This window comes from Shewanella sp. Arc9-LZ (assembly GCF_010092445.1).
In the GTDB taxonomy this organism is placed as follows: domain Bacteria; phylum Pseudomonadota; class Gammaproteobacteria; order Enterobacterales; family Shewanellaceae; genus Shewanella.
In genome coordinates this window covers 4055636-4072343 of record NZ_CP048031.1, presented here as the reverse complement: position 1 = coordinate 4072343, position 16708 = coordinate 4055636, and the positions used below count along the sequence as shown (strand labels likewise).

The 16708-nt window shown below is 43.0% G+C and carries 14 protein-coding genes; 4 read left to right on the top strand and 10 right to left on the bottom strand.

The window, feature by feature from the left end; translation table 11 throughout:
- The 4 genes from pcnB to sfsA all read right to left on the bottom strand — a co-directional run bounded on the left by pcnB (position 1) and on the right by sfsA (position 3831).
- A complete protein-coding gene (gene pcnB, locus GUY17_RS17440) occupies positions 1-1302 on the bottom strand; it encodes a polynucleotide adenylyltransferase PcnB (protein ID WP_162024398.1) in 1302 nt (433 codons plus the stop codon).
- 241 nt (positions 1303-1543) lie between these two features.
- A complete protein-coding gene (gene gluQRS / locus GUY17_RS17435) occupies positions 1544-2425 on the bottom strand; it encodes a tRNA glutamyl-Q(34) synthetase GluQRS (RefSeq protein ID WP_101085267.1) in 882 nt (293 codons plus the stop codon).
- Between the two features lie 139 nt (positions 2426-2564).
- Positions 2565-3008 carry an RNA polymerase-binding protein DksA gene (gene dksA, locus GUY17_RS17430; RefSeq protein WP_011638715.1) on the bottom strand — a complete coding sequence of 148 codons (444 nt, stop codon included), beginning with the start codon at positions 3006-3008 and terminating at the stop codon, positions 2565-2567.
- 118 nt (positions 3009-3126) lie between these two features.
- On the bottom strand, positions 3127-3831 hold the full coding sequence (sfsA, locus tag GUY17_RS17425; protein ID WP_162023859.1) for a DNA/RNA nuclease SfsA: 705 nt from the start codon (positions 3829-3831) through the stop codon (positions 3127-3129).
- A 144-nt stretch (positions 3832-3975) separates the two neighbouring features.
- Here sfsA and pepB point away from each other — a divergent pair, with 144 nt between their 5' ends.
- The gene (pepB, locus tag GUY17_RS17420; RefSeq protein WP_011638713.1) at positions 3976-5250 is read left to right on the top strand and encodes an aminopeptidase PepB; all 1275 of its coding nucleotides are present in this window, start codon (positions 3976-3978) and stop codon (positions 5248-5250) included.
- A gap of 53 nt (positions 5251-5303) precedes the next feature.
- Here pepB and thpR read toward each other — a convergent pair whose 3' ends face one another.
- Positions 5304-5849, bottom strand: coding sequence for an RNA 2',3'-cyclic phosphodiesterase (gene thpR, locus GUY17_RS17415; protein ID WP_162023858.1), 546 nt, complete (start codon positions 5847-5849; stop codon positions 5304-5306).
- Between the two features lie 208 nt (positions 5850-6057).
- Here thpR and GUY17_RS17410 point away from each other — a divergent pair, with 208 nt between their 5' ends.
- From GUY17_RS17410 to mrcB, 3 genes are all read left to right on the top strand, one after another.
- The gene (locus GUY17_RS17410; protein ID WP_101085271.1) at positions 6058-8319 is read left to right on the top strand and encodes a bifunctional diguanylate cyclase/phosphodiesterase; all 2262 of its coding nucleotides are present in this window, start codon (positions 6058-6060) and stop codon (positions 8317-8319) included.
- A gap of 183 nt (positions 8320-8502) precedes the next feature.
- On the top strand, positions 8503-11049 hold the full coding sequence (gene hrpB / locus GUY17_RS17405) for an ATP-dependent helicase HrpB (RefSeq protein WP_162024397.1): 2547 nt from the start codon (positions 8503-8505) through the stop codon (positions 11047-11049).
- Positions 11050-11117: 68 nt separating this feature from the next.
- Positions 11118-13418 carry a penicillin-binding protein 1B gene (gene mrcB, locus GUY17_RS17400; protein ID WP_162023857.1) on the top strand — a complete coding sequence of 767 codons (2301 nt, stop codon included), beginning with the start codon at positions 11118-11120 and terminating at the stop codon, positions 13416-13418.
- A gap of 141 nt (positions 13419-13559) precedes the next feature.
- On the opposite strand, the gene GUY17_RS17395 is transcribed toward mrcB, so the two are convergent.
- The 5 genes from GUY17_RS17395 to GUY17_RS17375 form a co-directional block, all read right to left on the bottom strand.
- The gene (locus tag GUY17_RS17395) at positions 13560-14369 is read right to left on the bottom strand and encodes an ion transporter (protein ID WP_162023856.1); all 810 of its coding nucleotides are present in this window, start codon (positions 14367-14369) and stop codon (positions 13560-13562) included.
- 129 nt (positions 14370-14498) lie between these two features.
- Entirely contained in the window at positions 14499-14834 is a 336-nt protein-coding gene (locus GUY17_RS17390) for a hypothetical protein (RefSeq protein WP_101085274.1), read from the bottom strand.
- 23 nt (positions 14835-14857) lie between these two features.
- On the bottom strand, positions 14858-15511 hold the full coding sequence (locus tag GUY17_RS17385; protein ID WP_162023855.1) for a hypothetical protein: 654 nt from the start codon (positions 15509-15511) through the stop codon (positions 14858-14860).
- 6 nt (positions 15512-15517) lie between these two features.
- Positions 15518-16207 carry a PspA/IM30 family protein gene (locus tag GUY17_RS17380; protein WP_162023854.1) on the bottom strand — a complete coding sequence of 230 codons (690 nt, stop codon included), beginning with the start codon at positions 16205-16207 and terminating at the stop codon, positions 15518-15520.
- A gap of 10 nt (positions 16208-16217) precedes the next feature.
- Positions 16218-16631, bottom strand: a complete 414-nt coding sequence (locus GUY17_RS17375) for a YjfI family protein (protein ID WP_101085277.1) — start codon at positions 16629-16631, stop codon at positions 16218-16220.
- Positions 16632-16708 lie beyond the last annotated feature (77 nt).

Below are 16708 nucleotides of genomic sequence, written 5' to 3'. Positions count from 1 at the left end.
TTATTCTTCCGCTGGTTTGGCTGCTGGTTTACGGCGACGCTTACGCTGTGGTGCATTTCTGTTACGATTATTGCTGCCTTTGATGCTTTTAGCTATGTCGCTACGGTCAGTTTCATCAGCTTCTACAAACGCTTTCCACCACTCAGCTATCTTGGCAATATTACCCATTTCAACTTCACCGCGCAGTAGCAGTAAATCATAAGCTGCTCTGAATTTAGGGTGCTCTAGTAGTTTAAATGCTCGAGTGCCTTGACCGCGTTCTAATCGTAACTGCAATTGCCAAATGTCGCGTGCTGGAGTGCTAAATCGGCGAGGTAAGCTAATTGTTAGACACTGTTTTTCAAGCACATCACCCATTGCAGCAACATATGCATCGTAATGAGTTAAGCCGCTTTCAATGGCAATATCATCAGCTCGTTGCTTAACGGGATACCACAAGATTGCCGCAAAGAAAAATGCCGGAGTCACGGTTTTATCTTCGCTAACACGGATATCGGTATTACGCATAACGACTTGCAGCATTTTAGCGGCATACCCTTTAGGCGACTCTTCAATTAATGCACCGACTTGTGGGAACAAGGGCGCGAATAAACCAAAACGTTGCATCATGTGGTAATTAGCTTCTGCTTTACCGGCAAAAAACAGTTTCAATACTTCTTCATACATGCGCGCAGCAGGAATATCGGCTAGCAATGGAGCAAGGGCTTTGATGGGATCCGCTGTTACTGCATCGATTTGCATATCAAGTTTAGTCGCAAAACGAACAGCACGAAGCATACGCACCGGGTCTTCGCGGTATCGCGTGTCTGGATCGCCAATAAGCTTAATCGTTCTAGCATTGAGATCGTTTATTCCACCACCATAGCTGCGAATAGAATAATCACTAATATCATAGTAGAGCGCGTTAATGGTGAAGTCACGGCGCTCAGCATCTTCATCGATCTCACCGTAGACGTTATCGCGTAACAAACGGCCTTCAGCGTTGGATTTTGATACTTTATCATTGCTTTCACTGTGGTGACCGCGGAAAGTGGCAACCTCAATGACATCACGACCAAAAACGATATGCGCCAGTCTAAAGCGACGGCCGACTAAGCGACAATTGCGGAATAACTTTTTAATGTCATCTGGGGTGGCATTAGTGACGACGTCAAAATCTTTCGGTTCAAGACCTAATAGAATGTCACGTACTCCACCGCCCACTAAATAAGCTTTGTAGCCAGATTTATTAAGACGATAAAGTACTTTTAGTGCATTTTCACTAATTTGACGACGTGAAATTGAGTGACCATCTCTGGAGATAATATCCAGACGTAAGCCATCTTCTTGAATGGGTTCTTCAAGGACTGGAGCTACTTTGTTGTTTTCAAATAGCTGTTTACAGAATTGGCTAATACGGCGAAAAATAATACACCTCGAAATGCTATAATAATTTGATTAAAAATCTGGCGGGTATAATACATTAAATGTGACCGAATGAGTATACGTACAGTTGCGCTAAAAAGGGCTTAATGCAATAACTTATGTCAGTTAATGACGATACCTAGTTGTTTATTGTCGATAAGACAATTTCTTTTTGTGCAGGAATCGTGCTTAGGTCAAATTGTTCAACAGCCTGTTTAAGCATCACTTCTACCGAATCTACATCGACAGCTTTTTGGCCTAAAAAGGTCAGTGCCGCATTAATACTGGCTTGAGGGTGAATGACATCTATGGCTGGAGCATAATTCTGCTTGGATAATTTAAAGCCTTTCTCGGCACAAACTAACGGCAAATGTAGCCAATCAGGTGGCGTAAATTCCAATTGGGTAAACAAACTTATTTGTCGGCAACTGGCTTCAAGTAAATCACAACCTCTGACCACTTCAGTTATGCCTTGATACGCATCGTCGAGTACAACGGCGAGTTGGTAAGCATACAAACCATCACTGCGTTTAATAATAAAGTCTTCTTCGGCGAAAGCTTTATCAACCATCACCGAGCCTTGAAGTTTATCAACAAAATGATCAATTTTAACGTGATTACGAATTCGAATTGCGCCGTGTGTCAGTCTAGGCTGAAGTCGGCCACAACGGCCATCATACACTCCGCCGCTGGTTTGAATTATTTTACGTGTGCATTGGCAATAATAAGCAAGATCACTGGCGATAAACGCTTCAATTTGATCTTGATAAGCCTGATATCGTTGCTGTTGAAATAGTACGGTTCCATGCCAATGTAAGCCGTAGGCATCGAGTGTTCTAAGGATGTTATCGCTTGCACCGGGGACTTCGCGTGGCGGGTCGATATCTTCTATGCGGACAAGCCATTGGCCTTGTTGACTGTGCGCGCGAAGATAACTGCCTAATGCAGCAATGAGTGAGCCAAAATGCAGTGAACCTGATGGTGAGGGCGCAAAACGTCCGATATAGGATGGAGGAATCATGTTATAGCGTTGTTTTTCGTTAACATCGTATTGTTATTATCGTCAGTTAATGCGACAACACAATAGCCTTGTTAATTTGTTAGTGGGTAAATAAAGTCAATAAAAAGGGCGAGATAATCTCGCCCTAATCAATAACGGGTTAACCCGCCATTTGTTTTTCTTTTATTTCAGCTAGCGTTTTACAATCGATACATTGATCGGCTGTAGGGCGAGCTTCAAGTCGACGGATACCAATTTCTACGCCACATGAGAAGCAGAAACCAAAATCGTCTTCTTTGATCAACTGTAAAGTCTTTTCAATCTTTTTGATCAATTTACGTTCTCTGTCACGAGCGCGTAATTCTAAGCTGAATTCTTCTTCTTGTGCTGCACGGTCGACAGGATCAGGAAAGTTTGCAGCTTCATCTTGCATGTGAGTTAACGTACGGTCGACTTCTTCACGCAATTGGTTACGCCATGCTTCGAGGATCAATGTAAAGTGACCACGTTGCTTGGTATTCATATACTCTTCACCAGCCGATTCCTGGTAAGGATCTACTCCAGCGATAGCGAGTACGCCAAGTTTTTTCGTGCCTTGAGGCATAACGCATCTCCTGTAATCATTTGCGTTTTAAGGACGTCTTAAATTTATGGCCGCTATCTATACCAGAAACTCTATAGCGTGGCAAATTTTTTACTTGTTATTTAATTTTTATTTTGATCTACAGCATGACTTTACAAGCTGAAGTGATCAGGCTTCCCTGTGGCGAAAGCGCTGTTTTATAAGCTAGCACTTCAACGCCATTTGCTACGGCTTGTTCAAGTAAGTCTGCATATTGTGGATCTATATGTCGCGCGGGTTTAACACTCGTGATGCCACTGTGCTGCACCACAAATAATAAAACAGCACGATGGCCTAATTCCACCATGTGGATGAGTTCTCGCAGATGCTTTTGTCCACGAGTGGTTACGGCATCGGGGAAGAAACCCATTTTATCTTCTAGTAAAGTACAACTCTTCACTTCAATATAGCACTCTGGCCGGTTTTGGCTAGTGAGCAAGATATCGATGCGGCTATTTTCACTGCCATACTTTACTTCGCGTTTTAAATGCTCGTAACCTAATAGTTCGGTAATCACTTGCCGATTAATCGCTTCTTCTGCAAGAGCATTGGCTCGCCCGGTATTAATCCCGATATAATGCTGCTGATCTGTCTGCATTAATTCCCATGTGTGGGCATATTTTCGTTTTGGATTGTCGGAGCTGGAAAACCACACCTTTTCACCAGGGAATAAGCAATTTTTCATTGAACCAGTATTTGGGCAATGAATCGTGATTTCTTGCCCGTTAGGTAGCATGATATCGGCAAGAAAGCGTTTGTATCGTTTAATTAATACACCGGATTCTAATTCGGGAGTAAATTTCATCGATGACTCATCTAATGAGTTGATTTACAACAATGCTAACAAACTTTAGCTTGGTTTATCGATTATGTTTTGTCTACACTACTGCCATTAGCTCGTGATTAAGCTCGAGCATTGGTGTTATTTGGCTTACTACAAGGGATTATTATGAATATTATGACCGTTACGCTCACCACCGAAGCCCCTGCAGAACATTGGGGTAAAGCTGATGTGACTTACCAAGGTACTAAGGCAACAATCCATCTATCGGGTAGCGATGAACTGCGTCAAGTGCAGATGGCCGCAAGAAAAATCCGCAATCAAGGCATTAATTATGTGCAGCTAGACGGTGGCTTATGGACCCTGAATTCACAGTGGGCATTTGCACAAGGTTTTGCCACGGCTAAAGCAGGATACCAAGTGGACTGGTGTGGTAGTGACGCCGATAAAGAAACGTTGAATCAACGTGCCGTAGCGGCCCAGTTTGCTCGCAAATTGATCAATGATACTCCAGAAGATTTATCGCCTTTATCGTTAGCTAATCAAGCGGCGTCTTGGCTAAAAAATATTGGTGGTGACCATGTCAGTTTTAACATTATTGAAGGCCATGAATTATTAGAAAAAAAATGGGTCGGTATTCATGCTGTGGGTCGTGGTAGTGAACGTCCTCCTGCATTGTTAGAGCTTGATTTTAATCCGTTAGGCGCAGATGCTCCAGTCTCTGTTGCCTTAGTGGGTAAAGGTATTACGTTTGACTCAGGCGGCTATAGCTTGAAGTCGTCAGAAGGTATGTTAGCGATGAAGTGTGACATGGGCGGTGCTGCCACTGTTACTGCTGCATTGGGATTAGCCATGAAGGCTGGTTTGAACAAACGCGTTAAGCTATTTTTGTGTTGTGCAGAAAACTTAGTTAGCGGTAATGCTTTCAAGCTGGGTGATGTTCTAACCTACAAAAACGGCACCACGGTTGAAATTGTTAATACTGATGCTGAAGGACGTTTAGTTCTAGCCGATGGTTTACAAGCTGCATCAGAAACGGGCGCAGGCTTAATTATTGATGCTGCAACGTTAACCGGCGCTGCTGTGATGGCTGTGGGCTCAAATTATAACGCCATTTTTTCACCACAAAAGGCGACATTACAGCTTGCACAGCAATGTGCTGAAGCCGTTTCTGAAAACGTATGGCCATTGCCGTTAGATGCTTGGCATAAAGATATGTGTCCATCAGCTTATGCTGATACTGCAAACAGTCGCCCAGTTAAAGGTGGCGGTGCAGGTGGCGCATCAAACGCGGCCGGTTTCTTATGGCGTTTTGTGTCACCAAAAGCGAATTGGTTACACGTTGATCTCGCAGGTGCTTTTGAATCATCAGCGTCGGCGCTATGGGCCGCTGGTGCGACAACGCATGGCGTATTGACCATTGCTGAGTTATTAAAAGACTAGTCATCAATTGTAATTATCATTAAACCGTTGCTCACATTCTGTGGTGACGGTTTTTATTTTTGCCGTAACGGCCAACTTTCTAATATCGTGTAGTTAACGTTATGGTGGTGGCCAGTCGATTGATATAAATGTAAATGGCTTGGTGCGATGATGAGCTGAGTGTCCTTTACCACGGCTGGTAAAGAAGCTGTTGTCACCCCACGAAATAGACTAATGTGCGGAACATAATCGTATTGACTGATGGCTAGATGGTGAGTTTTTGCAATGTTCTTAATGTCATTCGCCATAGTGTTTAATGATGTACTCGCTTGTCCTTTTAAACAGATTAATTGTGCTGTTTGCCACCAAGCGAAGGTGTCGATAACTTGACTGAAAGTTGTTTTAGGCATCTGATTTATTGCTTCATGGATTTTTGAACAAGTGGTCGGATCTATTTGACCAAAAAAGCCTAATGTTATGTGTAAGTTGTGTGCTAAAGTGGCTACTGAATTTGTATTTATTTTAGTTATAAGTGTTTGTTGTAGATGTAATATTTTATCTATTTGTGGTTTGTCTACGCTAAAGCCGACAAATAATCTTGCTGACGAAGGTGTTTGCATCCGGTTGGCCCTATTATTTATTGAGCTGAAACATAAACGTTGATAGATTAACAATACTACCGATTTTAAAAACATATCGTGGTTTCAGTTAACTACCTAATCAATATAGTGCTTATAGTTAGCGCTTACAGTTAGCGATATGGCATCTACAAGATAACTGATTTTATTCCCAAGCAAATTGAATTGCTAACCTTGAATGAGTTGATGAATGGCCGATAGCACCCAGCAACTATTGAAAAGTGTTTTTACAAATGGACCTATTGAGGGTAGTAATACTTCGGTGTTATCACTGCTTAATCAAGCATTACAGTTAGTCTGTCAAAGGCTAGAATGCAGCGCTGCATTTGTGTTGACGAGTCAATATGATAAATTATTTGCCGTCGATACTGATATTATCGACACTTCAGAGCAACAATGTGTCAGTCATTTTGGTGCTTCACCAGCATCAGAAGCGCTGTTTAACCAGCATTTACAAGATAATTTGTCACTGTGCGAATCATTATTTAACAGCTATCAAGCAATCATTTATCCTCATTCCCCAGAGCAATCATTTACCGCTGACGAAAATCGACTCCTTACACCGCTTTTAGGCATCTTTAATCAACTCGATATTGATTGTAAGCATCTTGCTCTGAGTCCTGTTTTGCATGTTGGCAATGTTAAAGTTGTTTTAGGCACTATGTGTGCATCCGATGCTAACACAGTAGTGAGTCAGCAAGATGATCCTTGTGCGTTTGTGCAAAAGTTACTCGATGATACTGCATATCAATTAGCCTCTTCACTTGAACTTCGTCGTTTATCCGTGCTTTTAGACAGTAAAGATAAACAGTATCAAGAGCTATTTCAGTTACTGCCGATGCCATGTGCGTTGATTGATTTACACAATAATGTTGTATTGCAAAATGATGCGAGTAAACAAAATTTACCCATTACAGTCGGGCAGAGTTTATTTACGTTGCTACGAGAAGATGATCACCCACTATTACTCGATACCTTGCATATCGTTCGAGAAGGTATTTTACGCCAAGCCTGGTGTGAAGTGCCGTTACGAAATGGGGTTCAAATATACTGGTATAAGTTTAGCTTTTGCCATGCACTTAATAAACAGCAACAGTTATTATTAATGATTGAAGATGTCACCGAACGTTATCGACTTGCCGATGAGTTATCGTTTCATTCCAATTATGATGTGCTAACCGGATTACCAAATCGATTACAGTTCGAAAACATGCTTGAAGAGTTATTAAAAGACGACGAACATGCTCCGGCTTGTATTGCCTTTCTCGATCTCGATCAATTTCAAGTGGTAAATGACCTTAGTGGTCATCAAGCGGGTGATGTGTTGCTGCAACAAGTGGCGACTCGCTTAAAACAATTATTACGTAAAGACGATGTGGTTGCGCGTTTAGGCGGCGATGAGTTTGGCTTATTGATGCATTATTCTGATACCGCATCGGCGCAACAAGTGGCAAAACGAATTTGCCAACAGTTGTTTGATCATGAATTTACTTGGAAAGGTATCAAACACAACATTAGTGCCAGCATTGGCATTGCCAAAGTCGATTATGTTGACTCCGATATTTACGGTGTGATGAGCAAAGCTGATGCCGCTTGCCGCTTGGCCAAAGAAGAAGGCCGTAACCGTTGGCATTTTTATAATCCTGACGACCCACAAATGCACATGATGTATAACCAAATGCTGGCATCTGTGGATATTACAGGCGCACTGGCATTAAATCAGTTTGAGCTATTCTATCAATTAATTGAGCCGCTCGATAAACCCGACACTGGCATCCACATGGAAATTCTACTTCGCATGGTGCAGAGTGATGGCCAATATGTATCGCCGGGGGTGTTTTTACCTGCTGCTGAGCGTTATAACTTAGCGCCTCGAGTAGACCGTTGGGTTATCGATAATTTATTGACGTGGGGCGGCAATAATTTAGCTACATGGGAACAGCTTTCTATGGTGTCGGTGAATTTGTCTGCGATGTCACTTGCTGACCAAAAGTTCATGACTTGGCTCGAAATGCGTTTAATGGTCGAACCTGAGCTGGTGAGTAAATTATGTTTTGAAATAACCGAAACTGCAGCGGTAAGCCAATTAGACCAAGCTACCGGATTAATTGAGTTGTTACGACCATTTGGTTGTAAGATTGCATTAGATGATTTTGGTTCTGGTTTTTCTAGCTTTGCATATTTGAAATGTCTTGATGTCGATTACGTTAAAATTGACGGCCAATTTGTAGTGAATTTATGCGAAAACCGCAGTGATAAAGCCATTGTTTCGGCTATTTGTCAGCTCGGAAAAGACATGGGGTTTGAAGTTATCGCAGAGTTTGTTGAAAATACTGATATTGGCGTATATCTTAAAAATATTGGTGTCGATTATGCGCAAGGCTATGCTATTAATAAACCGACACGATTAGCTGAACTACAACACGGTTTACGGACTCCTTGGTTAATCTAAATGAGTAAAATGACTCAATAACTGAGAGCGGTTAATTGCTTTGTTAAAAAGGTAGCCAAATAGGCTTGAAATAGGCAATTAATGACACCTTGATACAATGTGGGTAAAATGAACCGCAGAAAATAGCCGTAAAAGTTAATCGCGTTGACCTCAAAACAAGTATTGCAGCAGCACCCATCATTGATGCCCACGACATTGCCGATTCACGCGGTACTCGACTCGTTGCGTGTGCAGTTTTCGGCCCATTCACACATTATTATCGAAGCGCCAACCGGTGCAGGTAAATCCACAGCATTACCATTAGCGATGTTAGCCTGGCCTGAAATTCATGGCAAAATTCTGATGTTAGAACCCCGTCGAGTCGCGGCCCGCAATGTCGCTAAGTTTATTGCCCAACAATTGGGCCAAAATGTTGGCCAGCAAGTGGGTTATCGTGTCCGTGGCGAATCAAAAGTCAGCGCAGATACTCGATTAGAAATTGTCACCGAAGGTATTCTGACCCGCATGATCCAACAAGACCCAGAGCTTAGTGGGATTGATGTGATTATTTTCGATGAAATACATGAGCGTCATCTTACGACTGATTTAGGCTTGGCTTTAGCACTGGAAGTGCAGCAATCATTACGTGACGATTTACACATTATTGCTATGTCTGCCACCTTGTCTGGCTTACCGCTAGACACGTTAATGCCCGATGCTGCGCAAATACACAGTGATGGTCGCAGTTTTGAGGTTGAGATTGCTTATCAGCCTTGCCCTGGGCAACAGTTGTGGCTAACACACATGTCCCGTGTGATTATCGATACCATTTCCGATCCCAATCTAGCGCAATATCAACAGGGCAGCGTTTTGGCGTTTTTACCCGGGAAAGGTGAAATTCGTAAATTAGCTGGATTATTGCGTGAGCGTTTAGATGCATCATGGCTTATTTGTCCTATGTATGGCGACTTGTCGTCAGCGGAGCAAGATCAAGCCATTCGTGCAGCAGAACCGGGTAAACGTAAAATCGTCCTCGCGACTAACGTGGCTGAATCGAGTTTAACGATTGAAGGCATCACCCTTGTTATAGACAGCGGTTATCGACGTGAAGCGAGTTTTAACCCTAAAACCGGCGTGACACGCTTAGGGCTTAAGCGCATTAGCCAGGCATCGGCTATTCAACGTAGTGGCCGAGCAGGGCGCTTAGCTGCGGGTTATTGCGTGCGGTTATGGAGCCAAGAAGAACAAGGGCGCATGCGCAAAGTCGATGAGCCCGAAATCACGCAAGCAGAACTGACTTCTATGGCACTTGATTGTGCCAGTTGGGGCGCTAAATCATTTGCTGAATTATCATTGCTCACACCACCGCCGCCGATCCATGAACAAGTCGCATGGCGATTACTTATTCAACTTGAATTAATTGATCCACAACGTAAATTAACGTCACTTGGCCGAGAGGCTTATGCATTAGGTTGCCATCCACGCTTAGCGCATATGCTGCTTAAAGCTAAGCAACTTGCCTTGCACGACAATCAGCCGCAACTTTGCCTGCTGGCTTGCGTATTAGCAGGCATTATTGAAGCCCGTGGACTACCGAAAAAAGGCGCTGATATTCATCATTATTTGACCGAGGCTTTGCAGGGGCAAATTAAACAGCAAGTTAGGCAATGGCAACAATCTTTGGCGATATCGGGTCAGGTCAATGAGGCAATACGTAATGCATCGACTCGTGATATAAGCTATTTGTTAGCACTTGCTTACCCTGATCGTATTGCCAAAGCTCGAGGCCATGAAGGCTTTTTATTAAGTAATGGTACGGGTGTGGTGATCAATGCCGAAGACAGTTTGGCTCATGAACCTTGGTTAGTGGTTGCTGACTTTCAAGAGACTCAAGGTCGTAATGCTGGCCAAATTTACCTTGCAGCAAGGTTAGATGAACGCTTGTTTACTGCCGAACTTGCCTCGTTAGTAACTACTCATGTTCACGGTGGTTGGGATGAAGCAAAAGGGCGTTTTTTTGCTGAAAAACATACCAAAATCGGTGAGGTTATCATCAAAATCGACACCGGTATTACACCTGAACGAGCACAAATTACCGCAGCATTATTAGAACAGATCCGTATAAAAGGGTTAACAATCCTTAATCGTGACGAGCTGTTAATCCAGTTACAATATCGGGTTGAATTAGCTCGATACTTTGCGCCAGAGCATGATTGGCCTTGTTTAAGCGATGAGTACTTACTGGCGACGTTAGAAGATTGGCTTGAGCCACATTTGGATAACATTCGTTCATTGGCCGCATTGGCTAAAGTAGCCGCGTATGGATTGGTGAAAAATTTACTCAATTGGCAACAGCAGCAGCTATTAGAGCAACTGGTGCCAACACATTGGCCGATGGCAACTGGCACTCGTGCCCCCATCCGTTACCAGATGCCACTTGATACTGACGGACATTTTTATCATAACAATGACCAACAAGGCCGTGCGTTGCTTAGTGTACGTTTACAAGAAGCATTAGGGATGGCGCAAAGCCCGACAATATTGCACGGCAAAATGACGGTTACTATGGAGTTGTTGTCGCCAGCACAACGACCATTAGCCGCCACGGCAGATTTAGCCAGCTTCTGGCAAGGCCCATATATTGATGTAAAAAAAGAAATGCGTGGTCGTTATCCTAGGCATTTATGGCCTGATGACCCAGTGAATACAGTGGCAACAAAATTTACTAAAAAGAAAACTCCAGGCGTGTAAATAAGTCATCTAGCTTATTAATAACATGCAATTATTTCAGCGTTATATGGAAAACGAAACCATTATTTATGAGTAAAAAACCCAAAAAGTCTTCAGCCAACACAAAAAAAAGTGGCTCATCTTGGTGGCAAAAACTGTGGTCGCTCACATGGAAATTATCAATCGTTGGTATTGCTGTTGTGAGCTTTTACGCTATTTATTTAGACCAAATTATTGCGCAGAAATTTGAAGGGCAAAAGTGGCATTTACCGGCCCAAGTTTTTAGTCGTTCAATGGCATTGTACCCAGGTGCTGCGATAAACCATCCGCAGTTAATGGCTGAGCTTAATTTGTTGGGTTACCGTAAAGTGTCCAATCCGCGGCAAGTTGGCGAGTTTTCTGCTTCAAGTACTCGTATCGAATTATGGCGTCGGCCGTTTTTGCATCCCGAAGGCAACCAAGCCGAGCAGCGAGTGATGATAAGCTTTGACTCTGAAGGCGTTAGCTCAGTTAAGCGGATGTCTGACAAACGTGAATTAGCGGTATTTCATTTAGAACCAGTATTACTTGACCGTATTATTGCCGGCGATGGCGAAGACCGTTTATTTGTGCGAACGCCAGAGATGCCTTCAATGATTATCGATGCGCTTATTTTGGTTGAGGACCGCAGTTTTTATGATCACTTTGGGGTAAACCCATTGGCGATTGCACGCGCTGCGGTGGTCAATATTACTGCCGGTCGTACGGTGCAAGGGGGTTCAACCTTAACTCAGCAGTTAGCCAAAAACTTCTTTTTAAGCAGCGAACGCTCAATTGTGCGTAAAGTGCGTGAAGCCATAATGGCATTGATTATCGATTTTCGTTATAGCAAAGATGAAATTTTAGAAGCTTATCTCAATGAAGTGTACATGGGCCAAGACAAGGCCCGTGGTGTGCATGGTATGGGATTAGCCTCACAATTCTATTTTGGTCGCCCCATTGGTGAATTAACCGTGTCGCAGCAAGCCTTTTTAGTTGCGGTCATTAAAGGACCTTCTTATTACAACCCGTGGCGTTATCCTGAACGAGCCCAAGAGCGCCGTGATTTAGTGTTACGTTTGCTTATGGAAAACGATAAATTAACCGTTGCCCAATATAAAGCTGCAGCAGAGTCGCCAATCGGTCTACGCAGTGCTAAAAAATCGGTACATCAGAAGTTACCAGCGTTTTTTGCTGTGGTTAAACAAGAGTTACGCGACCGTTATGGTGATTCGTTACTGAAGCAGTCGGGCGTAAAAGTGTATACCACGCTCGATCCTATGGCCCAAGAAGCCGCAGAAAAAGCCGTGTTGTCTACCATGGCATCACTGGATAAACGGGCTAAAAACGTTCAAGTCGGCATGGTTGTCACCGACAAATATACTGGCGGCATAGCAGCGATGGTGGGTGATAAACAACCGAGTTATGAAGGATTTAACCGCGCGGTTGAAATTAGACGTCCAATTGGGTCGTTAATAAAACCATTCGTGTATGCCAGCGCATTACGCCAAGCAGATAAATTTACTTTAGCCACTCCCGTAGAAGATAAACCCATCACCCTTAAAAATGAGCAAGGAAAAACGTGGTCACCTAAAAACGTCGATAAAAAGTTCAGTGGCCAAGTGCCTTTATTAAGCGCATTTAAAGATTCAATGAACGTTCCAACGGTTAACGTTGGTTTGGCTGTTGGTGTTGAAAAGGTTGCTGCTACATTGAAAAAATCGGGTTGGGAGGATGATATATCCCCTTATCCATCGATGTTGTTGGGTGCGGTGAATGGCTCACCATTAATGGTGGCTCAAGTTTATCAAACCATTGCTGATGAAGGTCGCTATCGTAAGTTATCATCGATTACAGCGGTATTAGACAGTCAAAACCAAGCGTTGGAAGTGACTCGTGTTCCATCGTCGATGGCGATTGATCCGGCAACCGATTACTTAGTTCAATATGCAATGAACCAGGTAGTGCGAAATGGTACGGCTAAGCGTTTAGGCGCTGCATTTCCTGGGGTTCGTTTAGCGGGTAAAACCGGCACCAGTAATGATAGTCGTGACTCGTGGTTTGCTGGATTTGATGAACGTAACGTAGCGGCTATTTGGGTCGGCCAAGACGATAACAGTAAAACGGGCTTGTATGGTAGTAGTGGCGCAATGGCCGTGTATCAGGCCTTTTTACATCAACGTCCACCGCTTAGTTTACGAATGATGCCCGTTAATGGGGTTATTAATGGTTATTTTGATCGTACAACGGGTGTGGCTAAGAAAGGTAATTGTGACAATATTATCGGTCTACCGGCATTAGACGCAAGCTATCATCCGGTTGCCAATTGTGGCGAGTCATTATCTTGGTGGCAGAAGTTGGTGGGAGAGTAACGCGTTAGCTTAGCCATTATGTCGTTGCCAACAATAAGCCCAAAGTAAGTGATTACTTTGGGCTTATTTTTTGGTCTCGCGCAGGATAATCAACATTTTTAAGCAATCTTTTTTCCTGCTGACGATATTGCAGAGCAGAAGCTATTTACCTTGTCCGAGTTGATTACGTAAGGTGGCAATTTCTTCGATCATTTGCTGCTGATTGTGCTCCATGCGCTCTAGCGCTTGTTCTAGCTTGGTATTGATTTCTGCTTTATGCGCTGCTTGAGCCTCTTGCGCTTCGTTACGTTCTTGCTCATCTGGTGCGACGAAAACAGATGCCATATAACCGGATATCACTCCGAAAAAGCTGACACCACTAATGATCACTAATCCACCGATGATATGGCCTACCGTACTGACGGGATAGAAGTCACCGTAACCGACGGTTGATATGGTCACTAATGCCCACCAAATAGCTTGCTCTGCTGTTTGGATATTGGCGTTAGGTTCAGTGCTTTCTACTAGTAAAATAAGTACAGATGCAGTGGCTAAAATTAATACCATCGCCACCAGTAAACTGGCCAATGTAGATTGTTTTCGCTGACGCAATAATGGGATTAATAATGACCGGCTCATGCGGATTAAACGAATAACTCTTAATATTTGGAATATACGTGCGATACGCAGTGCTTCAATGGCTGGAATGCTGGCAACAAAGTCTATCCAATGGTGCCTAAAGTAAAAGGCTTTATTACGTGCTTTGAACAAACCATGGAAAAACTTGGTCATAAAAATCATGCAGATTGTAGTGTCTATATACAGCAGTACTTTGTTGGTTTCAGCGTCTAACTTACCAAAGGTAATCGTGAGTACTATCACCACAGAGATCAGTGATAACACCATCATTGCGAGTTCGAATGGACTTGGGCCATCGACATTTTTGACCGACCAACGTTTAGATTCGAGCATATAATAAGTCCGTTTGCATTCGTTCGCCGTGAGGCTTTGTTAAGATGTTGAGTTTATCATAACAAAAAACGCACAAGACAAGTGTCTGGTGCGTTGTTTTTAGTTAATGTACTGTGCTGATAACGGTGTTTATTTTGACGATTTAGTATCAACGAAGTGGACCAAATCATCTAATACGCGCTTTTTGATTTCCAGCTGCGACTCAGATTCTAAGCCGTATTTCTGCGCTAAAATCACATAATCTTCAGCATTTAATGACACAGTTAAGCGAGGACGCTTTGGACGTTTGGATACAGAGAGTCCAAGTATGGTCCTGATTTGGTCTGAAGGACTGACGCCTTTATCTAAGGCTTCTTTTCGGATTGAGTATTGAAACTTCTCATCCAGATCAAAAGCCACTTGGGTTGCTTTTGCAGCTTGTTGGTTTTTAAGCCATTTCTCTGGTAACGGTTTGCCTGAACTCATTAGAAAATCGTCTCCTACCTGTATCAGCTTGCTGGCCAATACTCTCTAATATCGGTCAGTGGGCGATATAAAGTCAACATCACTTCAGTGTCTCCACTTTCGTAAACTTCAATATCAACCGCGTGAGAGTCATCAGCATTAGCCAAACTGTAACCTTCAAAACCTTCACCGCGAGCATCATCGTCATTTTGAGGAGGCTTTAGGTCGCGATAATCTTGACGATGGAAGTAACCAAAACCGGCAAATTCAACTTGATGATATTCATCACTGAGCCATTTATCGAACTCAGCGGCTAACTCGGCAGGAAGTGCCTGCAATGTCAGCGTTGCTTTGCCTGGTTCTTCAAATATTTCAGCAAATGCGTCAAGCTCAAACAATTGTTCAACCACAGCGCGGTTGATTTTGATTGAAATACTTAAGTAAGATTCGTCTTCTTGCACGTAGGATAAATAGATTGCGGTGCCGCTATGGCCACGTAATAAGAATTCACAAAGCTGCGAGCGTTGGTATTCATAAGTATGAATAGCTTCAACCTTAAGCTGTTGCCCGCGCAATTGCGTAGGCAAAGCAAAACTGTCATCAAAGGTGATCATATCACCCTTGAGCAGTTTATTTGGATGGTCAAGCTTACGCTTCGGGGCTTCTTTTTTGCCGAATAGGCCACTAAGAAATCCCATAATAGCTTAACCTTTACGTGCTTTAATGCGATCTAGCACAGCATTAGCATTCGACTTTTGCTCACCAATACCTGCTTCAGCTAGCTTGGCATGTAATGACTTATCGCTATTCTCTTCAGCTAATGTTTCTGACGCTTTTAAGCGGTCATCAAACTGTTGTTGACGTGCTTTGATGCGCTCTAGTGAATCTTTAGCGTTAAGCAGTTTTGAATTACTTGACGCAAATGAGTCAGTGATAGTTGCAGTGGCTTTTTGCACGCTTTCAGTGGTTTTAACCATAGTAAGTTGACGTTGATAATCATTTAACTGACGCTCAGTCTTCTTCACTAAATCTTTTAAACGCACTGCATGTGAGCTAAAGCTATCATTGGCTGTTTGTTGTTCAGCTAATTCTTCGTCTAGCTGAGCAATCTTTTCAGCTATTTCAATTGCTAAAGCTTCATTGCCTTTCTCTAGCGCTTGGGTGACATAACCTTCGTGCTCAACAACACTACGCTTTAGGCGATCAATTTCACGACTGGCTTGCATTTCTTTAGCCATAACATCAGTTAATTCACGTTTAGCTCGGGTTAAATGCTTTTCTGCATCACGAATCTCTTGTTCAAAAATTCGGGTTGAGTTTGAGTCAACGATATTTTGGCCAACTTCAGTTGCACCACCACGAAACGCTGTAAGAATCTTGTTTAGAATGCCCATAATTGGCTCCTTAGATTAAAAATTCGACGAGTTCGTCGATGACTTCCAGACAGTTGTCTGACAGTACTGCTAATTCTTGTTCAATTTCTTCCATGCTTGATTGCACAGATAATGCCCCGTAAACCACATATTTATCATCAATTTTAGCAAACGATGATAATGGCATTGGAATGTTGAGCTCTAACATGGTCTCGAACATTTCAGCGCGGCGAGCTTGGTTTACTTCGTTTTCGCCCCATAAGTAACTGATACACAATATTTGGTTGTCAGTTACTGATACAAACACCGGAATTTCTTCTCGGCCGACAATATTGACTTGTAACACTTCAACATCACCGTCAATCGGATAACAATCAAACTGAAAACCGGTTTTGCTGTGATCGCATAGTCCGTTTAGGTGACCTGCAATGGTATGGATGTTCATATTCGTCCTTAATTGACATATTATGTCTGTGAGTAAAGATAGCATCTAGACATAATATGTCAAGCGCTATCTGGTCC